Here is a 24,951-nt window from a genome sequence, read left to right on the forward strand (position 1 = left end):
ATTAGTTTTTGTTAAAATCGTTAATCCATCCAGCTAAAACATCAACCCATTCGTCATTATCATTAATACAAGGAACGGTGTAGAATTCTTCACCGCCAGCTTCTAAAAATTCTTCTTTACCTTCCATGGCAATTTCTTCTAGAGTTTCTAAACAATCAGAAACAAAGGCAGGAGTAACAATTGCAAGTTTTTTAATACCGTCTTTTTCGGCTTTATTCACAATAGTTCTATCAGTGTATGGTTGTAACCAAGGGTCTACTCCTAAACGTGATTGGAATGAAGTTGAAACTTTATTTTCATCTAAATCTAATTCAGATATTACGTTTTTAGTGGTTTGTAAGCATTGATGGCGGTAACAAAATTCATGAGCTTTAGATGGAGTATTACAGCAACTACCATCTATTTTACAATGACTTTTTGTGATGTCGGATTTGTATATATGACGTTCTGGAACTCCATGGTAAGAGAATAATATATGATCGTAATCTTTGTCAGATAAGTAATCTTTAATGCTGTTAGATAAAGCTTTGATGTATTCTGGTTTGTTGTAAAAAGCAGGTACATCATTAATCTTCATTTGAGGGAAAAACTCTTTACGTAATTCCTCAGCTAACACAACGATTGTTTCAGTAGTTGCCATAGCAAATTGTGGATAGAGTGGAACTAGCATGACTTCAGTAACACCTTTGTCATGTAATTCTTGTAATCCAGTCTTTAAAGATGGGTTTCCATATCGCATAGCTAATGCTACAGGAAGTTCAGTTTTTGCTTGAACCTTGCTTTGTAGTCTTTCCGATAAAACAATTAGTGGTGAACCTTCTTTCCACCATATTTTTTTATAAGCAGCTGCTGATTTTTTTGGACGAGTATTTAAAATAATACCTTTTACAATAAAAGTACGTAGCCATAATGGAACGTCAATAACGCGTTCGTCCATTAAAAATTCACCTAAATATTCTTTTACGTCCTTAGGGTCAGTACTTTTTGGTGAACCTAAGTTTACAAGTAAAACTCCTTTCATTATATACTTTTCAGTTGGTTTGTGGTTTCATATAGAGCAATAGCCAAACTATGAATTACATTCATAGAAGAGTTGCGCCCAAACATTGGAATAGCAACAGTTGCATCTACTAAATTTATATTTTCAATTCCGTTTCTTTCGCTTCCTAATAGCAAGACTATTTTTTCTTTAGAGGAAAAATCAAATTCTTGAATGTTTACACTTTCGTCAGTGATTTCAATACCTACAATAGTATTTCCTTCTTCTTTTAAATTATTAATAGTTTCTTCAAAATTGGTATAATATTCATAGTCAATTTGACTTAATGTATTCCTAGCAGTTTTCTTAACAATTCTATTTTCAACTGTTGGAGAATTTTCATGCAGAAATATTTTTTTGACACCAAAACTTTCAGAAATACGGAAACACATCCCAATATTTTCAGGTGTTCTTATAGCATCACAAACTATGGTGATGGGAAAACTTTTTTGTGTGTTTTGTATGTCGTAATGTGTTAGTTGTTTCATTTATTCTTTTTGTAAGCTCATTACATATTGTTTTGGAGTAGTACCAAACTTCTTTTTAAAAGCAGCTATAAAATGGCTAGAAGTGCTATATCCAACTTGAATACCAACTTCATTTACATTAAACTGGTTGCTTTCTAGAAGTTTACGAGCATGCTCCATTTTATAATCAAATAAAAAACTGTAAACAGTATCTCCGTATATTTGTTTAAACCCTTCTTTTAACTTCTTTAAGTTCAAACCTACTTCATTAGCTAGTTCTTGTAGGCTAGGAGGTTCACTCATTTTTGAAATAATAATATCCTTTGCTTTTCTAATCTTTAAAACATCCCTGTCGTCAACTAAAAAAGGACAGTATTCATCGTTAGTGTTTTCACCATTATCAAAATGAAGACTTAAAAGTTCGTATGTCTTACCTTTAATATAAAGGTTACGCATAGAGCTTTGGTTTTTTGCCGTTAGAATTTGTTGAAGCACTATTAAAGCATTTGCTTTTATCTCAGTATTGTCGTAATATTTTTTGTTTTTGTTGTCGTCACTTAAAAAAGGAATATAGCTAGCCTCGTTAGAAAACAACGCATGAAATTTTTCAATAGATATAATTATTGAAACTAAAGATGTTTTTGGTAGAATTTCTAAGTTAATAGGTAAATTCTGTTGAGGGTTGTATAAGAAAATTGAATGCTTGTCAAGTACGTTAAAAGTGTAACTATTGTTGTTAAAATGAAATTTGCAATTTCCTTTAACACAGTAATGTAGTTGAATATAAGAGCTGTCAATATCTCTTTTGTATACTTCAGTTTTGTTAGAGTTGTTTTGGAATTTTAATACAAAAAAAACTTTTTCTAAAGAAACTTCTCTAAATGTACTTTCTGCGATGTTTTTTGACATATATCAAAAGATAAATTAAAAATTTTTATTTAGAATGATTCTAATGTAATCCATCCTTAATAGTTGATTTTATTGCAAAAATACACTTTATCTGTGTTTTAGCATTAATTTTACGATAAAAAACAAATAACGACATTAAAAGTTCTTTTAGCGATACTTTTTTATGAGGAAACTTTATATTTTTGACCCACTTTTTATTGACGAAGACTTAATGGTAGAAGAAAAACATAACAAGAATTTATACAATATAGGAGTTAGCTACAAAAAAGCTGACGCAACTATTAGGGGGAAGTTTAGTGTTTCTAAAGAAAACCAAGTAGCACTTTTAGAGGAAGCTAAGAGTAAAGGTATGGAAGGTATTTTTGTACTGTCAACTTGTAATAGAACAGAAATAACTGGTTTTGCAGATCATCCATTTCAATTAATTGGAATGCTTTGTAAGTATTCAAATGGGTCTGTAGAAGAATTTGCTCAAGTATCAAATGTATATAAGAATAAAGAGGCGATTAACCACTTGTTTCGAATGGGGACAGGATTGGATAGTCAAATTTTAGGAGATTATGAAATTGTAGGTCAGTTAAGACAAGCCTTTAAGTTAGCTAAAGAAGCTGGGACTACTAATGCATATTTCGAGCGATTGCTAAACCACGTAATGCAAGCAAGTAAGCGTGTTAAAAATGAAACTAGGTTAAGTTCAGGGACAACATCCGTTTCTTACGCAGCTGTTCAATACATGATTAAAAACCTAGAAGACTATAATTCAAAAAATGTTTTAGTTTTTGGATTAGGTAAAATGGGAAAGCATACTTGTAAAAACTTAGCGGAGTACACACAAAATAAAACGGTAAGTTTAATTAATAGAACAGAAGAAAAAGCAATAGCCTTTGTAAAAGAAAATACTTCAATTAGAAATGCGAAGTATGAAAACTTAAATAAGGAGATTGCGAATACAGATGTTTTAATAGTTTCTACAGGAGCTTCAGAAGCAACTATCAAGAAAGAACATATTTTAACAAATAAAGAATTGTTAATTTTAGATTTGTCTATGCCAGCAAACGTTTCTAAAGAAGTAGCTGAATTAGATAATGTAACATTGGTAAATGTAGATGAACTATCTAAAATAACTGATGAAACCTTAGCTATTCGTCAACAAGAAATTCCTGTTGCAGAAGCAATTATTGAAACACACAATGAAGAGTTTCAAGAGTGGTTAAATCATAGAAGGTTTACACCGGCAATTAACGCATTAAAACAATCGTTAAAAACAATTCAACAAGGAGAAATAGCTTTCCACAAGAAAAAAATAAAAGATTTTGATGAAACTCAAGCAGAAGTTATAACATCAAGATTTATCCAAAAAATAACTACACAGTTTGTAAAACACTTAAAAGATGAAGAAACTTCTGTAAACAAAAGTATAGAAGTAATGGCTAAAGTGTTTGGAGCAAATTTAGAAACTATCCATGCAGAAGATAATTAGAATAGGTACACGAGATAGCCAGTTGGCTATGTGGCAAGCAAACAAAGTTCGCAAGCAATTAGAAGAGTTAGAGTATAAATGTGAAATAGTTCCAATTAAATCTACTGGTGATTTAGTTTTAGATAAACCTTTATACGAACTAGGAATTACAGGAATATTTACTAAGAATTTAGATATCGCTATGTTAAATGGCGATATTGATATAGCAGTACATTCATTAAAAGATGTTCCAACAGTATTACCACAAGGAATTGTGCAAGCAGCTGTATTAAAAAGAGCAAACTATGCTGATATTTTGGTGTTAAAAGACAATGAAGAGTTTTTTGGACAGCCAAAAGGAATTATAGCAACAGGTAGTTTACGTAGAAAAGCACAATGGTTAAATCGTTACCCAACACATGAGGTTGTTGATTTAAGAGGAAACGTAAATACGCGTTTAGAGAAGTTAGCAAACAACGATTGGAATGGAGCTGTTTTTGCAGCGGCAGGATTAGAAAGAATAGGAATAAGACCAAAGGGAGCAATTAGTCTTTCATGGATGATACCTGCACCAGCACAAGGAGCAATTATGATTACAGCTTTAGAAAATGATGATTTCTCTAAAGATGCATGTGAGCAATTGAATCACTATGAAACGCAAGTTTGTGTTGGGATAGAAAGAGAGTTTTTAAATAGACTTGAAGGAGGATGTACAGCACCAATTGGAGCATTAGCTTATATTGACGACAAAACTGAAGAGATTAATTTTAAAGGTATTTTGTTAAGTAGAGACGGAAAGAAAAAGATTTCTGTAAATAAGAAAGGAAAGCTTGGACGTCATAAATTTTTAGCAAAAGATTGTGCAGATTATGTAATTAATAAAGGAGGAAAAGAATTAATGATGGAAGATATGGGACTTGAAAAAGAGTTTGCCATATTTTCAACAAAGAAATTATCAGAAATTCAAAAGAAATTATTACCAACCTCTATAGCAGTTGAGGATAGCGATTTTATTAAAATTCGTTTTAATAGAATAGCTCCTAAAGTTGTTAAAAATGAAATTGAAAATGTAATCATTACAAGTAAAAATGGAGTAGAAACAATAGCGAATTCATTTACTTCTGATGAATTGAAGTTTAAAAATATTTATTGTGTTGGTCGAAGAACAAAAAAGTTAATCGAGCAAAAAATAGGTAAGGTTACACATTCAGAAAGAAATGCTGAGAAGTTAGCAGCGTATCTTATAAAAGAAATAAAAGATCAGGAAGTAACATATTTTTGTAGCGACTTAAGATTAGATACATTACCAAATGTTTTAGCAGAAAACGGAATTACAGTAAATGAAGTAGAAGCTTATAAAACCATGTATAGTCCAGCTAAAGTAGATGAAAAAGTAAACGGAGTTTTATTTTATAGTCCATCTACAGTTGAAAGCTACATGAAAGAAAATGCAGCAGATAAAGTGGCTTTTTGTATAGGAGAAAGCACAGCTAAAGAGGCAAGAAAACATTTTGAAAAGGTAGAAGTTGCAAAATTACCTACAGTAGAAAGTGTAATAGAATTGGTGAATTTACACTTTGTAAAAAAATAGATTAAAATGTCATACGAGCGCAGTTTAGAGATATTTGTAAAAAAATCTCAACTGCGCTCTGTTTGAAAATATGATAAACTATGTTTAGAACACGCAGACTAAGAAAAACAGATGGAATCCGAAGATTAGTAAGAGAAAATCAATTGTCGGTAAACGATTTTATTTATCCTTTATTTATTGAAGAAGGAGAAGGAATAGAAAAAGAGATTGTTTCTATGCCAGGAATAAAACGTTGGTCTTTAGATACTGTTTCAAAAGAATTAGATGAAGTAGTTGCTTTAAACATACCAGCGGTTATTTTATTTGGTATTCCAACTGAAAAAGATGAGGTAGGAACAGAAACATGGAATGATAACGGAATTATGCAACAAGCAGTTCGTTATATTAAAAAGAACTACCCAAGTTTATATGTGATCACAGATGTGTGTTTTTGTGAATATACTTCTCATGGACATTGTGGTGTTTTGTGTGATAATGATGTTGATAATGATGCTACTTTAGTAAACTTAGCAAAGCAAGTAATATCGCATGCAAAAGCTGGAGTAGATATGGTAGCACCTTCAGGAATGATGGACGGAACAATAGCCATGATTAGAGAGAGCTTGGATCAGGCAGGATATCCGAATTTACCAATTATGGGATATTCAGTAAAATATGCATCAGCATTTTATGGGCCATTTAGAGATGCAGCAGATTCTGCACCAAGTTTTGGAGATAGAAGAACTTATCAAATGGACCCAGCAAATAGAGATGAAGGATTACGTGAAGCTACGTTTGATGACGAAGAAGGAGCAGATATTTTAATGGTAAAACCAGCATTGTCGTATTTAGATATTATTAGAGATTTAAAAGAAAATTTTGATCGTCCAATAGCTTGTTATAATGTAAGTGGAGAATATGCAATGGTAAAAGCAGCTGCAGAAAAAGGATGGATAGATGGAGAAAGAGTAATGATGGAGAGCTTGTTATCTATGAAAAGAGCAGGGGCGGATATTATCATTACCTATTTTGCTAAAGAAGCAGCAAGAGTTTTAATGCGATAAAAAATGAAACAATCAATAGTACATATAGCTTTAGTAGTAAGAGATTATGATGAAGCAATTGAGTTTTATACAAAAAAACTTAAATTTACTTTGATTGAAGATACATATCAACCAGAACAAAATAAAAGATGGGTTGTTGTGGCCCCACCAAATTCAGAAGGAACATCAATTCTGTTAGCAAGAGCATCTAAAGAAGAGCAAAAAAACTTTATAGGAAATCAAACAGGAGGAAGAGTTTTTCTCTTTTTAAACACAGACGATTTTTGGAGAGACTATAAAGATATGGTAGCTAAAGGAATTGAGTTTGTTAGAGAGCCTAAAGAAGCTGAATATGGAACGGTAGCAGTATTTAAAGATTTATATGGAAATTTGTGGGATTTATTACAATTAAAATAAACAACTCACAGACTAAAAAATAATTTAATTGATAACTAAAGTAGAGTTATGGAATTTAAAAAATCACAAGAATTATATCAACAAGGATTAGTAAATCTAGTAGGAGCAGTAAACTCACCAGTAAGAGCATTTGCTTCAGTAGGAGGGAATCCATTGTTTATTAAAAAAGCAAAAGGAAGTAAAATTATCGATGTAGATGGTAATTCTTATATAGATTTAGTATTGTCTTACGGGCCAATGATATTAGGTCACCGTCATAAAAAAGTACAAAAGGCAATTACAAAGGCTTTAAAAAATGGATATTCATTTGGAGCATCAACTAAAAACGAAATTAAATTAGCAAAAATAGTTTGTGATGCATTTCCTGGTATGGATAAAGTTCGTTTTGTAAACTCAGGAACTGAAGCTGTTCTAAGTGGAATACGTTTAGCAAGAGCTTTTACAGGAAAGGACAAAATTATTAAGTTTTCAGGATGTTACCATGGGCACCAAGATGCATTATTAGTTGCAGCAGGATCAGGATTAGCGACTTTAAGTTTACCTGGCTCAAAAGGAGTGCCGGAAGGAGCTGTAAAGAATACTTTAATTGCTAATTATAACGATTTAGAAAGTGTAAAAGCACACTTTGAAGAACATGATGATATTGCAGGAGTTATTTTAGAACCAGTAGCGGGTAATATGGGAGTTGTAACTCCACAAAATAATTTTTTAAAGGAGCTAAAAGAGTATTTAAAATCAAAAGGAGCCTTGTTAATTGTAGATGAGGTAATGACAGGTTTTAGATCGAAATTTGGAGGAGCTCAAGAATTATTTGATGTAGAAGCTGATATTACTTGTTTAGGAAAAGTAATAGGAGGAGGTTTCCCGGTGGGAGCTTACGGAGCGCGTAATGAAATTATGGAAATGGTAGCACCTTTAGGAGGGATGTATCAAGCAGGAACATTAAGTGGTAATCCAATTGCTATGGCAGGAGGAATTGCTACTTTAACTGAGTTAAAAAAACAAAATCCATACGAGAAGTTTAACGAAATAGCTCAAATTATAGAGGTATTCTTGTTAGAATCAGCAAAAAAATATGGAGTAGAAATAACAGTGAATAGGTTTGGGTCAATGATTAATCCTTTCTTTACGAATAAAAAAGTAACGAATTTTGATGAAGCACAAACATGTGATACAGAGAAGTTTGCTGTGTTTTTCTGGGAAATGATGAAAAATGGAGTATTTTTACCTCCATCACAGTTCGAAGCATGGTTTTTATCTTCAGCTTTATCAGAAAAAGATATAGAAAAGATAGCGAAAGCGATTGATAAATCTATGGAAGCTGTTTCTAAAATGTAAATTAAAATAAGGAGTTTATGAAAACAATGTTCGCAATTTTTTTTAGTATACTATTGGCATCATGTCCAAATAATAGTCAAGAAAATCAAAAAACAATGATAAACTCTTTATATAAAGGAACATTATCAGCAGATAGTCAAGGGAAATTTAAAAAAGAGAATCTTGTAATCAAATCAGAAAGAGACTGGAAAACGTTTTTAGAAAAAACAGAAGTGGCCAATCTAATAGATAATTTGATAGATTTTTCAAAGGATATGGTAGTGATTGCTATAGACTCGGAAAAAAGTACAGGAGGGTTTTCAATAGAAATTTCAAAAATAAAAGAAGAAAAAAGTAAGCTATTGGTAACAATAGAGTCTAAAGAACCAAAACCTTTGGATATGGTTACTATGGCTCTTACACAACCAATACATATAGTAAAAATACCAAAAACAAAGAAAGACATAGTCTTTGTAACAGAATAGAATGATAAAAAACGATTTATTTTTAAGAGCCTTAAAAGGAGAAACTGTTGATCGTCCACCAGTATGGATGATGCGTCAAGCAGGAAGATATTTACCAGAGTTTATGGAAATTAGAAAAAAGTATGATTTCTTTACACGCTGTAGAACTCCAGAACTAGCATCAGAGATTACAGTACAACCAATTCGTAGATATGGAATGGATGCTGCGATTTTATTCTCAGATATTTTGGTAATACCACAAGCAATGAATATTGAAGTAGAAATGAAGCCAGATTTTGGGCCTTATTTACCAAATCCAGTAAGAGATAAAAAAGGTTTAGATAGCGTAATAATTCCAGATGTTCATGAAGAATTAGGATACGTTATGGATGCAATTAAGGCAACCAAAGAAAAATTAAATGACGAAATTCCTTTAATAGGTTTTGCAGGTTCTCCATGGACTATTTTGTGTTATGTAGTGCAAGGTCAGGGGTCTAAGAATTTTGATAAAGCAAAGGAGTTTTGTTATACGCAACCAATTTTGGCACACCAATTGCTACAGAAGATAACAGATACCACAATTGCTTATTTAAAAGCTAAGGTACAAGCAGGTGTAAATGCTGTTCAGGTTTTTGATTCTTGGGGAGGAATGTTATCTCCAACAGATTATCAAGAATTTTCATGGCAATACATTAATCAAATAATTGAGGCATTAAAAGATGATGCTCCAGTAATCGCTTTCGGAAAAGGATGTTGGTTTGCATTAGGAGAAATGGCGAAATCAAATGCATCAGCATTAGGAGTTGATTGGACATGTTCAGCAAGAAATGCACGTTATTTATCAGGAGGAAATATTACATTACAAGGTAATTTTGATCCATCTAGATTATTATCTCCACCTGCAGAAATTAAAAAAATGGTACACCAAATGATAAATGAGTTTGGTAAAGACAAATATATTGTTAACTTGGGGCACGGAATTTTACCTAATATTCCGCTAGATAATGCAAAGGCATTTATTGATGCGGTAAAGGAGTATAATATTTAAAATTTAATCCCCTTAAATTATTAAAAATGAAGAGATTATTACTGGTTTTAGCGTTGATAGCTGTCTCGAATACTTTTGCACAAAAGAAGATTTATTATAAAGATATCGTAGACGATTGTATTGCAACTTCAAGCAATGATGCTGCGTTGTTAGACGATATTGTGTACAATTGTATAAGAGATAAGTACATTTCTAACTATGATTTTACTTCTATCGATGGAAAAACAATTAGTACAGATGCAATAAAAAAACCAATCGTATTATTAACAGCAGCTACTTGGTGTGCTCCTTGTTGGGGAGAAATACCAGCTTTAAATAAGTTAGTAGAAAAGTACAGTGATAAAGTTGAATTTATCATGCTTTTTTGGGATAAAGAAGATGGAGTAAAAAGGATGGCAAAAAAATTAGATAAGAGAATTTTCTTAGTGCCTTCTAAAGAAAAATTAGCTGATAGATCAAGTATTAGAGTTGCTGGATTCATTCATAAATTAGATTATCCATCTGCATACCTAATTACAGATAAGAAAAGAATTTTAGACTTTAAAAGAGGTGCATTATCTCCAACCAAAGATATGGGGTGGGATGAAGTAAATGCAGCCAACGAAGAAGAATTAGAAGCTTTTATTAAACCAGTAATTAAATAAAAGTTATTTAAAATAATAGTAATAAAAAACTCTTTCTGTAAAGAAAGAGTTTTTTATGTTTAATATTATATTATTTACAATAAAGAGATTAATCGATTAATCTCTTTATTACTCTAAGTTTATGTGTATGTTGATGAGTATCTACATTATAAATACCACTGTGATCTAATTTGTCTATACGAACTTTACCATGAGCGTGGATAATATTATAATCGTTCATAATAATACCAACATGCGTAATAATACCTTCTTCGTTATCAAAAAAGGCAAGGTCTCCAGGTTCACTTTCTTCAATAAAACTTAATACGTCTCCTTGTGTTGCTTGTTGTTTAGCATCACGTAAAAGATTATAACCACATAATTTATATACTGTTTGTGTAAAACCAGAACAATCAATTCCAAAAGGAGATTTACCTCCCCATAAATACGGAACATTTAAAAACAAATATGCTGTTTCTATAATAGCAGCTTTTGTTAATTGTTTATTACATACCTTCCCTTCATAAAAATAGGAAGTAGCATTAATGGTTATTTTGTTGTTATTAAACAAAGGAAGTCTAGCTCCCATTGGTATGGTAGTTAAGTTATGACTATCATCAGTAATAAAGTCTATTAATTCACCTGCAAAATGCTTTTTTTCTTGGCATAATAGACTGTAGTCTTCATTAGAAATTTCTTCGTATTGTTTGTTATCGATATAGCCTTCATAATCATCAAAGGCTAAACGAATTTTACTCCACTTTTTAGTTTTTTCTAAAACTTCAAAATGTTCACCAAAAACAACCTGATTCACCATTTCTGAAACATCAGCAGGCTCTAGTCGAAGAGGAACAACACTTAAATTACAAATTCCGAAAGACATTAACAGCTTTTATTAAAATTATACTCTTTCAATTACCATTGCACTAGCACCACCACCACCGTTACATATACCAGCAGCACCAATTTTAGCGTTGTTTTGTTTTAATATAGATGTTAAAGCAATTATAATTCTAGCTCCAGAAACACCTAAAGGATGACCTAATGATACAGCTCCTCCGTTTACATTTACTTTATCTGCAGATAATCCTAAAATTTTCATATTAGCTAATCCTACTACAGAAAATGCTTCGTTAAGCTCAAAATAGTCTACATCATCAATAGAAACTCCAGCTTTAGCTAAAGCTTTAGGTAATGCTTTTGCAGGTGCAGTAGTAAACCATTTAGGCTCATGAGCAGCATCAGCATATCCTTTAATTTTTGCTAAAGGAGTTAACCCTAATTCAGCAGCTTTTTCTGCAGACATTAATACTAAAGCAGCTCCACCATCATTAATTGTTGAAGCATTAGCAGCTGTTACTGTTCCTTCTTTCGTAAAAGCAGCACGTAAAGCTGGAATTTTTTCCATTTTTACGTTTTTGTACTCCTCGTCTTCAGAGAAAATAATTGGTTCTCCTCTACGTTGAGGAATCTCTACAGGAACAACTTCATCTGCAAATTTACCTTCGCTCCAAGCTTTAGCAGAACGGTTGTATGATTCAATAGCGAAAGCATCTTGATCTTCTCTAGAAAATTCATACTCAGTAGCACATTCATCAGCACATACACCCATTGCTACTTGCTCATATGCATCAACTAAACCATCTTTTTGCATACCATCCTCCATTTTTACAGGACCAAATTTAGTAGCACTACGAGCGTGTTGATAATGAGGTATCATACTCATGTTTTCCATACCACCAGCAATAACAATTTCAGCATCACCTAAAGCGATTGTTTGTGCCGCTAACATAATAGATTTCATACCAGAAGAACAAACTTTGTTAACTGTGGTACAAGGAACAGTATCAGGAATTCCAGCAAAAATAGCTGCTTGTCGTGCAGGTGCTTGACCTAAACCAGCAGAAACTACATTTCCCATAAAAACTTCCTCAACCATTTCTGGTTTTAAATTTATTTTATCTAAAGCTCCTTTAATTGCTACCGCTCCTAATTTTGGAGCTGGTGTAGTTGATAAAGTTCCTAAAAAACTACCTATTGGAGTTCTTGCAACCGATACGATAACTACTTCTTTCATATATTGAGTATGTTGTATTAAGATTAGTTCTGCGAAAATAACCATTTTATAACAAGTACTCAAATAATAGAGAAAGGTTATATTTACATTTTTAAAAGCTAAAAATGAACGATTTTATCAATAAATTGTATAAGAACAATGCAATAATTTATAAAGTATTATTATTCTTAATAACCGTTACAGCAATTGTTTACTTATTTCCTAAGGGAGGGCAGTTTAAATACGATTTTCCTCAAGGTAAGCCATGGCAGTATGATAATTTATATTCACCCTTTGATTTTGCAATTCAAAAAACGGAAAAAGAAAAAGAAGAAGAGGTAAAGAATATTGAAGCCAATTCAAAAAAATATTTTGTTGTAGATACTGGTATTAAAACAAAAGTATTGGAAGAATTTGAAGGTAAAATTATACCATCAGATTCTTTATCAATTAAAGAAGTTCAGTTTCTGAAAAAAATAGGAAAAAGTATTATTAATTCTATATACAGATATGGTTTATTAGATGCAATTAGTAATGCAAAAGCTAATAAAAGTGATGTTGTTATTTTAAGAAAAGGAAATTCTATAGAGGACATACCTTTTTCTAGATTGATTCAATCCAATGAAGTTTTAAGTTATGTTAATCAGAAAGTAAAAGATTTAAATGTAAATCAACAACAACTAATTTTAAGATACATATCAGAGACTTTAAGGTCAAATGTAAGTTACGATGTGAAATATAGCGAAAGAGAGCTACAAGAGGCTTTAAATAGTATTTCATTAGCTAAAGGTAAAGTGTCGAAAGGAGAGTTAATTATTTTAAAAGGTGATATTGTTGAAGGAAAAAAGTTTAATGTATTAAAATCATATGAGCTAGCTTCTAGCTCTCAAATTTGGACAGAATCGAATTATAACTGGATTGTTTTTGGGTATACAATTTTAGTATCACTGGCTTTGTTAATGTTATTACTTTTCTTAGAGAAATACCGACTAGAGATTTATAAAAACAATAATAAAGTAACTTTCATATTCTTCAATATTTTCTTAATGATTTTTGTACAAACAATGGTTGTTAAGTACAATTCAGAATATTTATACGTTGTGCCTCTAAGTATTTTACCAATTGTTTTAAAAGCTTTTTTTGATGCACGATTAGGATTGTTTACTCATGTGCTAACAGTATTATTATTAGGGTTTATTGTACCCAATAGTTTCGAATTTATTTATTTACACATCATTGCAGGGATTGTAACTATTTTAACGGTTTCTGAATTGTATAAGAGAGCTAGTTTATTTGTCTCAATAGGACAAATTACACTGATTTATATGATTACTTATTTTGCATTTTCAATACTTAAAGAAGGAAATGCAGATAAAATTAATTGGTTGTACTTTGGATTGTTTGCAGCAAATGGATTATTATCATTTTTAGCAGTTTTCTTTATCTACTTTTATGAAAAATTATTTGGGTTGGTTTCTGATGTTACGTTATTAGAGTTATCAAATACAAATTCGAAGCTTTTAAGAGATTTAAATGAAAAAGCGCCAGGAACATTCCAACATTCTATGCAAGTAGCTAATTTGGCTGAAGCAGCAGCAAATGAAATAGGGGCGAACTCAATGTTAGTAAGAACGGGAGCTTTGTATCATGATATAGGGAAGATGGTACAACCTATGTATTTTACCGAAAACCAATCAACAGGAGTTAATCCGCATAACGATTTGTTACCTAAAGATAGTGCTCGAATTATTTTAGATCATGTAATTAACGGAATTGAAATAGCCAAGAAGAATAAGTTACCAGATAGAATTATCGATTTTATAAGAACGCATCATGGAACAAGTGTAACTTATTACTTTTATAAAAAAGAGCAGGAAAATAATCCAGACGAAGAAATAGATAAAAAGAATTTCCAATATCAAGGACCAATTCCTTTTTCTAAAGAAACGGCAATTTTAATGATGTGTGATGCAGCAGAAGCAGCTTCAAAGAGTTTGAAAAATCCAACAGCACAATCAATCGATGAATTAATCGATAAGATTATAAACAAGCAAAAAAACGATAATCAGTTCCGAAATTCGGATATTACGTTTAGAGAAATAGAAAAAATAAAAAAAATTATTAAGAATAAGTTAATGAATATCTATCACTTACGTGTTGAGTATCCAGATTAATGATTTTTTTCTTCAAAAAAACTTGCAGGAATGTTTAATCGGTTATATATTTGCACTCGCAATTTTTAATTCAAAGTTTTAAACGCTTTGAATGTCCCGGAGAGGTGGCAGAGTGGTAATGCAGCAGATTGCTAATCTGTCGACGGGAAACCGTCGCCAGGGTTCGAGTCCCTGTCTCTCCGCTAAGAATTGCAATCGGGGTGTAGCGTAGCCCGGTTATCGCGCCGCGTTTGGGACGCGGAGGTCGCAGGTTCGAATCCTGCCACCCCGACACTGTTTTCGTAGAAACATAAAAACTACGGGCTCGTAGCTCAGCTGGATAGAGCACCTCCCTTCTAAGGAGGCGGTCATAGGTTCGAATCCTATCGGGCTCACATAAAGCTTCACTTTAATTAGTGAGGCTTTTTTGTTTTTGCAGGTTTAGTAGTAATTACAGCTTGTTTTAATAGTCTTTTTGAATATTTCAATAAACTTACAATTTAATTAAAGTGTGCTTTTTCAGGTACACCTTTGGGTACACCATTTTTACTTAAGGTACACCCTTTAATTTTTAAAATTATGAACGATTATAAAATATCAATTTTGTTTTTACTCAATAAGGTAAAAATGAATAAAAAAGGACTTTGTCCTGTGAGGTGTAGAATTACATATTCTAAAACGAGAAAAATATTTTCTACAGGACTTTTTATAAATCCTGATTATTGGAATAGTAAACAACAGTTAGCTAAACCTCCCAATAAACAAAACAATATTATCAATACGCATTTGAGCCTTATTAGTCAGAAGATTAATGAGGCTTTTTTATTGCTTCAAATTTCGTCAGAAAATTTCGATGTAGATGATATTTATAGGAAGTATAAAGGAGAAGATGTTAAAACAGAAATAACCATATTGGGAGCTTATGATTTGCATAATGAGAAAACTAAAAAACTAATAGGCGTTGATTTTAATGAGTTGTCTTGGAGTAGGTATGTTGAGAGTAGAAGAAAGGTAGCGGGGTTTATTACTAAGTTTTATAAAAAGAAAGATGTTAAGTTGAAAGACTTGGATTTAAAATTTATCAAGGATTTAGAGTATTATTTTAAAACTGAATTAAATTTAAAACAAGCTACTATTTACAGAAGTATGCAGAGAGTAAAAAAGATAATAAGCTTTGCTATTGCTGAAAATTATTTACAGCGAGACCCCTTTAATTTATACAAGAATAAGAAGCACAAAACTAAAATTATTTATCTGTCAGTTGAAGAATTAGATAAGCTTGAAAAACATAATTTTAATCAATTAAGATTACAGAAAGTAAAAGATTTATTCGTGTTTTGTTGCTATACAGGATTAGCATATCAAGAGATGTCTAGTTTAACTTCTAATCACATTAAAATAGGGTTTGATGGTAATGAATGGATTGAAATGTATAGACAAAAAACTAATGGTAAAATTTCAGTTCCTTTATTGCCTAAAGCAAAAGCTATTTTAGAAAAGTATAATAATGAATTGCCTAAAATATCTAATCAGAAGTTTAATTCATATTTAATAGAAATAGCTCATGTTTTAGGGATAGAAAAGAAATTAACGCATCATATAGCTAGAAAAACATTTGCAACTACTGTACTACTTTATAATGGTGTTCCAATGGAAATAGTCTCAGAACTGTTGGGACATTCTAATATGAATATTACACAAGCTCATTATGGTAAAATAGTTCAAATTAAAGTTAGTAAGGAGATAGATAAATTGAGGTAGCCTTATTATATTTATATTTCAAAAAAAGCTAAAGATGGAAAAACTTTCTGATGTACAAATATTAGATTTTTATAGTTCAGACCTTTCTAAAAATTATTATTTGGATGATAATCATATAAAAGTTTGGGAAGATAACTTTATTGAGAACTATTGGCTACATTTTCATAGGTTAATTGAGTTATCTGATAATGAAATTAATAATATTATTATTCCAAGATTTAACAGAGATGATTTAAAAGTTTTATTATCTACAATTAGTTTAGATAATATTGTCTTTTCTAAATGTACTTTTTTAGATGATTTTGTTATTGAAGGGTTGAAGATAGAACAGTTTTCTTTGATTGATTGTGTTTTAGAAAGTAATGTGTTTTTTATGTCATGCGAGATAGATTTTTTGGATATTAAGTCTATTGTATTATCAGGAAATTTAAATTTAATTGATTCAGAAATAAATACTTTTTTAATTGAAGGAGGATTGTTTTTTGAGAGTATTGTATTAAATAATACCCAAATTATTGAAAGGTTTAATTTTAATTCTTTGTCTATTAAAAATTCATTAATATTAAAAAAAATAATTTTCAACTCTAAAAAAGAAAGTCTAATAAAAGATTTAAAAAGTATTGATGATTCTTTATATAGTTTTGAAAATTATTTAATTGTTGAAAGATTTTATAAAATTTATGAAAAACATTTAGAGGATAAACAAAATAATAAATTTTTAGGTTCATTCTTTGCTAGATTTAATGATAACGATTTTTCTGAATTTTTAGAAAAAAAACTAACAGGAGATGAGTTTAAAAGTAATAGAGATAGTTTAATAAATGTTTTTAGAAATTATTTTTTATATAAGAAACAGTATGTTTTTAAACCTGATGTAAGGTTAGAGGAAAGTTTGGTATTGGGTTTATTAACATTTCATTCAATTAATTTAAAAAATTTTCATTTTGGTAATTCAAATATTGAAAAATTAAAATTTTTAGATTGTGATTGGCACATTACCAATAGATTGATTATAGCAGAGGATTATATCAAATCTGCAAAACAACTAGAGAGGCAGTACCGTCAATTAAAAAGAATATTTAGGAAAGATGAAAATTGGCACATGGCAAGTTTGGCATATATTAGTGAAATGGAGATGGTTTTAAAAAAAATAGGTTATCATATAGATGAAAATAAATTAAGATATTTTTCAAAATATAGCTTGGAGTGGTTGGTTTTTCAATTTTATAAATTATTTGGAAGCTATACTCAAAACTATGTAAGACCGTTATCAATATTTTTATTTTCTACTTTACTTTTTTTTCCAATATGTTATTTGTTTACTGAAGTAGATGCCTTAGGTGTTCATAATTATTCAGAAGCTTTAGAAAAAAGCATCTCAAATTCATTCCCCTTTGTAAAAACAAATTTAGAACAACCTTGGGGCCCTAAATTTATCCAAAAACTATTTAGTGTAATAATACTAACTTTTACGATACTTGGTTTAAGAAATAGATTTAAACAATAAAAGTAATGTAAATAATTGTGTATTAAAGTTTAATATCAAAAAACTCTTTTAATGGGATTTCCATAGCAATAGCCAGTGTAGAAATAGTTACAACATTTGGTGTAACAACAGCTTTTTCAATTTTATACAAGTACTGTCTGTCCTTACCTACTAACTCTGCTAATTCAGTTTGAGTTAATCCTTTTTGCTTCCTTAAAAACCTAACTCTTTCACCAATTTTAACTGGAATTGAATTTTTTAATTCATCCAATTTTTTTTCAGACAATTCTACCATGTAGTAAAAGTCTTATATGGTAAGTAATATATTGTAACCTTAAATAGCTACATTTTGTATATTTGAACTTAAAATAAAAACAATTATGAAAATAAACATTAACCAATCAATTATGAAGCCCCTTTTATTAATAGTATTAGCAATTACAGTATTCACTTCATGCTCATCAGATGATGAGATAGATACTAATTCAATTACTGGAACATGGAAACTAATTAGTCACTCAGACCTAATTTCACTTCCAGAATGTATGAAAAAATCGACTCTTATTTTTAATTCAAATAATACTATTAGTGGTACTCACTATGAAGCTGATTGTGATATGAATTCAATTTCTGGTAGTTTTTCTGAAATAAACGATTCAGAATACAAAATTGAATTTACAGGAGCAACAGATAAAGCAAATGCTATTGTTTCTGGAAATACTTTAACAGTAAATCACATCAGTCAGTCTAGTAGTCAACAGATAATTAGAGTTCTTAAATACTCTAAATAATAAACTATAGTTATGCTAGCCTTTCTAAAATATTATTTTCAAAAATTAAAAGAGAGTAATGCTGAAATAAAAGATATTACAAAAATAATTAATAAAACTTGGGTTCAATTTGATAATGCAAGAATTCATAAAAAATGGTTCTTTAAAAGGGCTAATCAGTTAAGTGTTTCTGTAAACGGGACTATATCAGATGGTACTTATGAGTTTGTAAATGGTTATTTAATAGTTAGGATAGGGAGTGAAAAACTATTGTTTAATAATAGTTATTTTGAAAAAGATGTTTTGGTATTAGAGAGAGATTCTACTAATACTGAAACATTTGTTTTTTTTAATGAGAATAAACTCAACAAAGAAGACTTTATTACCTTAATTGCTAACCATCGAAAAAAAGCTCTTAATATTAAAGAACTAAAACTAATGGATAATACCATTGTAGAGATTATTGATGGTAATTCAAAGTTCAACATTGAAGGAAAAAAGGTTTTAATAAATAATAAACAAACAGAGTTAAAAGAATTAGAAACTGAAAAACAACTAATTGTCTTAAATGATAGTGTGATAACTAATCGTTATTTCAAGGGGAAATATGTACTTGACAAAAATAATAAAGTAACTATACTTCAAAAGTATAAGAATATTTCATCTGGTGACTTTGTCAGTAATCATGATAATAAATTAAAAAATGACTTTTATAAAGTAGGAGCAATAAAAGGAGTCAAGATAGAGAATAATAAAGTTGTGAAGGTTTATTCAATTTCAAAACAGAAAACAATTTTTGGAAAGCAAGTTGAATATTGGCATAAATTCAAAAATTCACATTCTTCTGGAGATGTATTTTTTTTACTTGGAGGCATTGCTAATAATGGATATTATATACTAGATAATTTTAAGATAGTTAAAGTTAAAAATGGAAGAATATGTTAGATTGAATTCTGGAGACGTAATTAAACTAATAAGGCACGTTTGTCCAGAAAAGAGAAAAATTTATACTAAAACCATTATTTATTATAATGATGAAGGAGTCGCTTATAAAATAACAGAATGGGTACAAAATAAGGATAAATCTATTACATATTGTAGTAGAGATATACCGCACTTTAATTGTTTTGATGAGTTAAAATTACAATAATCAAAGCAGTATTTTTTGAAATAAAACTTGGTAAGTTGGCTTAGGTTATTTTGCCAAGTTTTTTTTATGTTATTTCATGTTCATTAATATTATTAAACAGTAAAATAATAAGTAAGAATTTCTTTAATTCGTTATATTCAATTGAAACAAGAACTAGAAGAATGATACAGAAGCCTTGTCCGTTCTCGAATGTGTCAATTCTTTAATTTGATAGCTTTCTATAAAAATTCAAAAGATAAAAGAATCTAACTATCAATAATTTTTCGTAAATATAATTGAAAAAGTACCAGGAACTTTGAGTTAAAAAACATATTTTTGAGTATTATAAAATATTTTTAATGAACTTTATAGATTTATTTTCTGGAGCAGGTGGCTTATCTGAAGGCTTTATTAAAGCAGGATTTAACCCAATTGCTCATGTAGAAATAGACTCTAATGCGTGTAAAACACTAGAAACAAGACTAGTTTACCATAAGCTTAAAGAAGAAAACAAATTAGATAATTATTACGATTATCTTTTAGAAAAGATTTCTAGAGAAAACTTCATGTCAAAATTTGGTAGTAAAGGAATTTCAGAATCTGTTATTAATACAGCCATTGGAGGTAATAATAACAAAGAGATTTTTAATAAAATTAATAATCTTGCTAATAACCGAGAAATTGATTTAGTTGTTGGAGGTCCACCATGTCAAGCATATTCATTAATTGGAAGAGCTAGAGATAAAAATGGAATGAAAGATGATTCTAGAAATTACTTATACAAGGAATATGCTAAGTTTTTAAAAGAATATAATCCCAAGGCATTTGTATTTGAAAATGTAATAGGATTAATAACCGCAAATGAAGGGAAGTTTTTTAAAAACATGAAAGCTTATTTTAAAAGAATTGGTTATGAATTAGATTATTCAATTGAAACTTCTTCTGATTATGGTGTTTTACAAAAAAGAAAAAGAATTATTTTAATTGGATGGCAAAAAAATATTGATTTTGAATTTCCGAAGTTTGAAAAAATCACTAATAATTGGATTGTAAATGATTTACTAGTGGATTTAAAAAAACTTAAACATGGAGAGCAAAATAATATTACAAAATATAAATCTGACACAACTGAATATTTATCGCATTTTGAACTACGAAATGGAGTAGATTTTGTCACTCAGCATGTAGCTAGACCACATAATAATAGAGATTTAGAGATATATAAAATAGCTATTAAAAAGTTTGAAAAAGGAGAACGTTTAAAATATCCTGATTTACCAGAAAGACTAAAGACTCATAAAAACCAAAAATCTTTTGTAGATAGATTTAAGGTAGTTGATGCTAATGGTCATTCACATACTATGGTAGCTCATATAGCTAAAGATGGACATCATTATATTTACCCAAATAAAAAGCAGGTAAGATCTTTATCTGTTAGAGAAGCAGCGCGTATCCAATCTTTTCCAGATAATTTTTTCTTTGAAGGAGGTAGAACTTCTGCTTTTAAACAAATAGGTAATGCCGTACCTCCTTTAATGGCAAAAGAAATTGCTAATAAAATATATCAACAACTAATTTAATGAGCAATATAGTCAACTACAATAGTAATGGAGATAAGGTAATCGAAAAGCCTTTTAAAGCTAGAGCTCGTCTTTTGCCTCAATTAGGAGATATGTTAATAAAAAGTGAGGATGTAGCTTTTCTTGAGTTAATCAAGAATTCATATGATGCTGATGCTGATGAGGTTAAGGTTTTGGTGGAAAAAATAACAGATCCAAAGGAAGGCATTATTATTATTGAGGATGATGGTGTCGGAATGAATTTGGATTTAGTATTAAACGTTTGGTTAGAATTGGCAAGTGATTATAAAACTAAACTGATAGCAAAATCTCAACCAACACCTAAAGGTAGACTTCCCATAGGAGAAAAAGGTATAGGGAGATTAGGTGTACATAAATTGGGAAATAAGATTGAATTAATTACTAAGAAAAGTAATGAAAAAGAAGTTCATGTAAATATTGACTGGAGAGAGTTTGAGAAAGGAGGATATTTAGAAGATGTCCCTATTAAGGTTATTGAAAAAGATACTCCAGTGCATTTTTTTAATGGTACTAAAGGAACTTATATAGCTATTACGGATTTTCAAGAAAAGACAAAATGGACTCGTGGAAAGTTTAGGAATATCTTAAGAACGATAACTTCATTTACTAGTCCTTTCGAAGAAACCAATGAGAACTTTAAACCTACAATTGATATTTTAGATAATCCAGAATGGAAAAAAGATATAATTAGTTGGGAAGATGTTAAGGATTATTCAATAATTCAATTTGAAATAGAAATATCAGGTAAAGAGATTATTAAATTTCATTATGAATATGAGCCTCATGCTATTTTTGAAAAGGCAAAGAAGAGAATAGTAAAATATGGAAAATTTGAAGATGAAAATGGTAATTTGATTTCATTTGAAGATGAACTCGTTTCTGCTAATAAGACTATTCTGGAAGATACAAAAAAATCTGAATCAATAAATATTTCTGGTCTAGGAACTATCAAGTTTAAAGGATATATATTTAACCTTGAAGCTTTTGTAATTAAGGATACTGTTAGTGATAAAAAAGGACTGAAATCTTATTTATCAGAAAACAGTGGTATTAAGGTTTATAGAGGTACTGAGCCAAATGAAGATAATGAAGCTAGTTTTGTTAGAGTTTATAATTATGGTGAGCCAGGAAATGATTGGTTAGGGTTAAATTTAAAAAGGGTTAACTTCTCATCAAGTATTAGTAATAACTTAATTGTTGGAGGCGTTTTTCTTGATAGAGAAAGTACTAAGGCTTTAAAGGAAAAAACAGATAGACAAGGATTTATTGAAGATGAGAATTATAAAAACTTCAGAGATGCAATTAACCATAGTGTTAGTGTGATTGATATTTTTAGAAAATCTGATGTTAAAGCTTTAAGAGATTTATATGGGCCCAAAGGAGGTGAAGAGCCAGTAATATCATCGATTAATAAATTACGTTCATTAGTTAATGAAAAAGTTAAAAATGATAAGCCACTAAATATTGCTCTTAATAAATATATAAATGATATTGAATCAAGTTATTCTACTATTCAAAATCAACTTATAAAAAGTGCTAGTGCAGGTTTAAGTTTAGGAATAGTTCTTCATGAAATTGAGAAAATCATTGGTGAGCTTCTACATATTATTAAGAATGAAGGGTCAGATAATATAACTAACCTAATTAAAAGACTAAACAAACTAGTCAAGGGGTATGCGGAAATTTTTAAAAAATCCAGTAGAGGTTATATTGATGTTAAAAATGTTATAGAAGACGCATTATTTTCTGTAGAATTTAGATTAAAAGCTCATGAAGTTGAAGTTATAAAGGAGTATGAGAAGTCTACTAGTAATGTAAACTTATCAAAGGGGCTTATCGAAGGGATTATTATTAACTTAATTGATAATTCAATTTACTGGCTTGAGATTGCTAAAAAAGAACACAAGTCTATTTCTCAGAAAAAGATTTTTATAAATATTGAAGAAACAGAAAAAAATATTCATATAATAATAGCTGATAATGGCACAGGCTTCTTACTAAGTCGAGAAGAAGTAATTCAACCTTTCGTGACAGGAAAAAAGACAGGTATGGGGCTTGGGCTTCATATTGCAAATGAGATAATGCTATCTCATAAAGGCAAATTAAACATTCCTGATTTTGGGGATTACCAAATTCCCGAAGAATTTAAAAAAGGTGCGGTTATTAGCTTGATTTTTCCAAAAAAAATTACTTAATGATTCATGAAAATTTTAAAACAGGTAAAACAATTGTAATTGACGATCAATATGAAGAAGCAAAACCTTTACTGGATTCTCTGACAAGACTACATGTACCTTTTATTTATTCTCAAGGTAAGCCTAATTCGGATTACCCATTACCTGATAGGAATAAGCCTGCACACTATAATCTAGTCTTCATGGACTTAAATCTTGATTTCCAGTTCACAGGCGGTTTAACTACGGAGGGAAATCAAAAAACTTTTAAGGGACTTCATTCTCAGATTTTAAATAATCTTTTAAAAAATAGCAATCGTAGTTTTATTTTGGTTATTTGGAGTAATGAGGAGGAAGAATATAAAGAACATTACTTGAATATTTTTGATAAAGATGAAAAGTATAAAACATCTAAACTTCCTTATAAAATAATTTCATTATCAAAACCTGATTTTTTTAAACAGCAAGAAGATGGAACATATACCTTTTTAGGAGAAAAAGAACAAGAGTTAAGGGAAAGAATCAATGAACAGCTTGAAAAGTTAGAAGCGTTCAATCTCTTTTGTGAGTGGGATAAAGTGATATCACAATCAGCAGGAGATACTATTGATGATATTATGGGATTAATAAATGATATTTCAGATGAAAATCAAAGGGAGGAACATCTTGCTAAGATTCTAACAGCTATGTCTATAGCGTATTCAGGTGATGAAGGTTACTTAAAGTTTACAGAAAATCAAGATAGAACAGATTCCGTTTTATTGACATTAACTCAACTTCTAAATGATGATGTAGATAGGAATGTACTAAGTGAGAGACAACAAGAGTTTAAACAATGGAAAGCCAAAGATATTTCCGAAATAAAAGAAATAAAGAGGGATGTTAATTCTTCATTACTCAACAACAAGCTTTTAATTTTTAAACCCAATAAGATAGATTTAACAGGGTCCATTTATCGTATTTCGCAAGATATTACTGGTTTTGAGCAAATTTTCTTCGATACATTCGATAATTCTAAAGCTAGTAAAGAGTACATTAAGGCTTACAAAAAGGAGAGTAAAATAAAAGGAGTAATTCCAGCAGATGAGCTAAAGAAACTACAGGATGATTATTGTTTAGTTAGTATTTTTTCAACAGCTTCAATTATAGAAATAAATCTCTCTCCTCTTTGTGATATTGTACAGGGTAAAATAGTGTATCACAGAATTGTTACTGGTTATATGATTTCGAGTGAGTATTATAATTTAACACAAAATAATTTAGCATATTTTGTTAAGACACCAGTTTTTCACTACAATGGTCAAGACGTATTTTTAGGTTTGGATTTAAGATATTTGGTTTCAAGCACTCAACAAGAAATCCAAAAGAAAGATTATTTATTTACTTTAAGAACAAATCTTGTAAATGATATTCAGATTAAGTTAGCTTCTCATGTTTCTAGGCTAGGGGTTCTAAATTTATAAAA

23 protein-coding genes and 3 tRNA genes are annotated in these 24,951 nt (G+C 30.0%); 20 read left to right on the forward strand and 6 right to left on the reverse strand.

Annotated elements, in window-relative coordinates:
- Window position 1 precedes the first annotated feature (1 nt).
- From hemH to Q0958_RS09395, 3 genes are read right to left on the reverse strand one after another with little or no spacing between them, the layout of a single operon-like run.
- Window positions 2–1,021 carry a ferrochelatase gene (gene hemH, locus Q0958_RS09385; RefSeq protein ID WP_299122290.1) on the reverse strand — a complete coding sequence of 340 codons (1,020 nt, stop codon included), beginning with the start codon at window positions 1,019–1,021 and terminating at the stop codon, window positions 2–4.
- Complete coding sequence (locus Q0958_RS09390; RefSeq protein WP_299122291.1) at window positions 1,021–1,527, reverse strand: TrmH family RNA methyltransferase; 507 nt, start codon at window positions 1,525–1,527, stop codon at window positions 1,021–1,023. Before Q0958_RS09390 ends, hemH begins: the two co-directional genes overlap by 1 nt.
- A complete protein-coding gene (locus tag Q0958_RS09395; protein ID WP_299122292.1) occupies window positions 1,528–2,415 on the reverse strand; it encodes an AraC family transcriptional regulator in 888 nt (295 codons plus the stop codon). It lies immediately after the preceding gene.
- Between the two features lie 211 nt (window positions 2,416–2,626).
- Between Q0958_RS09395 and hemA the strand changes: the two genes are divergently transcribed.
- The 8 genes from hemA (at window position 2,627) to Q0958_RS09435 (ending at window position 10,377) form a co-directional block, all read left to right on the forward strand.
- A complete protein-coding gene (gene hemA, locus Q0958_RS09400) occupies window positions 2,627–3,895 on the forward strand; it encodes a glutamyl-tRNA reductase (RefSeq protein WP_299122397.1) in 1,269 nt (422 codons plus the stop codon).
- Window positions 3,879–5,465: a hydroxymethylbilane synthase gene (gene hemC / locus Q0958_RS09405; RefSeq protein ID WP_299122293.1), complete on the forward strand. Its 1,587-nt coding sequence runs from the start codon at window positions 3,879–3,881 to the stop codon at window positions 5,463–5,465. The genes hemA and hemC overlap by 17 nt, the downstream gene beginning before the upstream one ends.
- Before the next feature lie 80 nt (window positions 5,466–5,545).
- A complete protein-coding gene (gene hemB, locus Q0958_RS09410; protein WP_299122294.1) occupies window positions 5,546–6,508 on the forward strand; it encodes a porphobilinogen synthase in 963 nt (320 codons plus the stop codon).
- Window positions 6,509–6,511: 3 nt separating this feature from the next.
- Window positions 6,512–6,904 carry a VOC family protein gene (locus Q0958_RS09415; protein WP_299122295.1) on the forward strand — a complete coding sequence of 131 codons (393 nt, stop codon included), beginning with the start codon at window positions 6,512–6,514 and terminating at the stop codon, window positions 6,902–6,904.
- 48 nt (window positions 6,905–6,952) lie between these two features.
- On the forward strand, window positions 6,953–8,242 hold the full coding sequence (hemL, locus tag Q0958_RS09420; protein WP_299122296.1) for a glutamate-1-semialdehyde 2,1-aminomutase: 1,290 nt from the start codon (window positions 6,953–6,955) through the stop codon (window positions 8,240–8,242).
- A gap of 17 nt (window positions 8,243–8,259) precedes the next feature.
- Window positions 8,260–8,706, forward strand: coding sequence for a protease complex subunit PrcB family protein (locus Q0958_RS09425; protein WP_299122297.1), 447 nt, complete (start codon window positions 8,260–8,262; stop codon window positions 8,704–8,706).
- 1 nt (window position 8,707) lies between these two features.
- On the forward strand, window positions 8,708–9,733 hold the full coding sequence (gene hemE, locus Q0958_RS09430; protein WP_150899746.1) for a uroporphyrinogen decarboxylase: 1,026 nt from the start codon (window positions 8,708–8,710) through the stop codon (window positions 9,731–9,733).
- A 26-nt stretch (window positions 9,734–9,759) separates the two neighbouring features.
- A complete protein-coding gene (locus Q0958_RS09435) occupies window positions 9,760–10,377 on the forward strand; it encodes a thioredoxin family protein (protein WP_272149810.1) in 618 nt (205 codons plus the stop codon).
- An 88-nt stretch (window positions 10,378–10,465) separates the two neighbouring features.
- Here the strand turns inward: Q0958_RS09435 and Q0958_RS09440 are convergent, their stop codons facing one another.
- Window positions 10,466–11,239, reverse strand: coding sequence for a C40 family peptidase (locus Q0958_RS09440; protein WP_299122302.1), 774 nt, complete (start codon window positions 11,237–11,239; stop codon window positions 10,466–10,468).
- Between the two features lie 18 nt (window positions 11,240–11,257).
- Window positions 11,258–12,433, reverse strand: a complete 1,176-nt coding sequence (locus Q0958_RS09445) for an acetyl-CoA C-acyltransferase (protein ID WP_299122304.1) — start codon at window positions 12,431–12,433, stop codon at window positions 11,258–11,260.
- A 104-nt stretch (window positions 12,434–12,537) separates the two neighbouring features.
- Here Q0958_RS09445 and Q0958_RS09450 point away from each other — a divergent pair, with 104 nt between their 5' ends.
- The 6 genes from Q0958_RS09450 (at window position 12,538) to Q0958_RS09475 (ending at window position 17,833) form a co-directional block, all read left to right on the forward strand.
- The gene (locus tag Q0958_RS09450; RefSeq protein WP_299122306.1) at window positions 12,538–14,586 is read left to right on the forward strand and encodes an HDIG domain-containing metalloprotein; all 2,049 of its coding nucleotides are present in this window, start codon (window positions 12,538–12,540) and stop codon (window positions 14,584–14,586) included.
- A 98-nt stretch (window positions 14,587–14,684) separates the two neighbouring features.
- Window positions 14,685–14,768 (forward strand) — tRNA-Ser (locus Q0958_RS09455).
- Between the two features lie 14 nt (window positions 14,769–14,782).
- Window positions 14,783–14,857, forward strand: a tRNA-Pro gene (locus Q0958_RS09460).
- A 29-nt stretch (window positions 14,858–14,886) separates the two neighbouring features.
- Window positions 14,887–14,960 (forward strand) — tRNA-Arg (locus tag Q0958_RS09465).
- Window positions 14,961–15,144: 184 nt separating this feature from the next.
- A complete protein-coding gene (locus Q0958_RS09470) occupies window positions 15,145–16,326 on the forward strand; it encodes a site-specific integrase (protein WP_299122308.1) in 1,182 nt (393 codons plus the stop codon).
- 34 nt (window positions 16,327–16,360) lie between these two features.
- Complete coding sequence (locus Q0958_RS09475) at window positions 16,361–17,833, forward strand: hypothetical protein (protein ID WP_299122310.1); 1,473 nt, start codon at window positions 16,361–16,363, stop codon at window positions 17,831–17,833.
- A gap of 22 nt (window positions 17,834–17,855) precedes the next feature.
- Here Q0958_RS09475 and Q0958_RS09480 read toward each other — a convergent pair whose 3' ends face one another.
- On the reverse strand, window positions 17,856–18,107 hold the full coding sequence (locus tag Q0958_RS09480; protein ID WP_299122312.1) for a helix-turn-helix transcriptional regulator: 252 nt from the start codon (window positions 18,105–18,107) through the stop codon (window positions 17,856–17,858).
- Between the two features lie 112 nt (window positions 18,108–18,219).
- Here Q0958_RS09480 and Q0958_RS09485 point away from each other — a divergent pair, with 112 nt between their 5' ends.
- The 6 genes from Q0958_RS09485 (at window position 18,220) to Q0958_RS09510 (ending at window position 24,949) form a co-directional block, all read left to right on the forward strand.
- A complete protein-coding gene (locus Q0958_RS09485) occupies window positions 18,220–18,603 on the forward strand; it encodes a lipocalin family protein (protein ID WP_299122314.1) in 384 nt (127 codons plus the stop codon).
- A gap of 12 nt (window positions 18,604–18,615) precedes the next feature.
- On the forward strand, window positions 18,616–19,527 hold the full coding sequence (locus Q0958_RS09490) for a hypothetical protein (RefSeq protein WP_299122316.1): 912 nt from the start codon (window positions 18,616–18,618) through the stop codon (window positions 19,525–19,527).
- Complete coding sequence (locus tag Q0958_RS09495; RefSeq protein WP_299122318.1) at window positions 19,511–19,732, forward strand: hypothetical protein; 222 nt, start codon at window positions 19,511–19,513, stop codon at window positions 19,730–19,732. The genes Q0958_RS09490 and Q0958_RS09495 overlap by 17 nt, the downstream gene beginning before the upstream one ends.
- Before the next feature lie 338 nt (window positions 19,733–20,070).
- On the forward strand, window positions 20,071–21,291 hold the full coding sequence (locus Q0958_RS09500) for a DNA cytosine methyltransferase (protein ID WP_299122320.1): 1,221 nt from the start codon (window positions 20,071–20,073) through the stop codon (window positions 21,289–21,291).
- On the forward strand, window positions 21,291–23,507 hold the full coding sequence (locus tag Q0958_RS09505; RefSeq protein ID WP_299122323.1) for a sensor histidine kinase: 2,217 nt from the start codon (window positions 21,291–21,293) through the stop codon (window positions 23,505–23,507). Before Q0958_RS09500 ends, Q0958_RS09505 begins: the two co-directional genes overlap by 1 nt.
- Complete coding sequence (locus Q0958_RS09510; RefSeq protein ID WP_299122325.1) at window positions 23,507–24,949, forward strand: hypothetical protein; 1,443 nt, start codon at window positions 23,507–23,509, stop codon at window positions 24,947–24,949. Before Q0958_RS09505 ends, Q0958_RS09510 begins: the two co-directional genes overlap by 1 nt.
- Window positions 24,950–24,951: the final 2 nt, after the last annotated feature.

Origin of the sequence: uncultured Tenacibaculum sp., assembly GCF_947499065.1 — a bacterium.
Classification (GTDB): Bacteria; Bacteroidota; Bacteroidia; order Flavobacteriales; family Flavobacteriaceae; genus Polaribacter.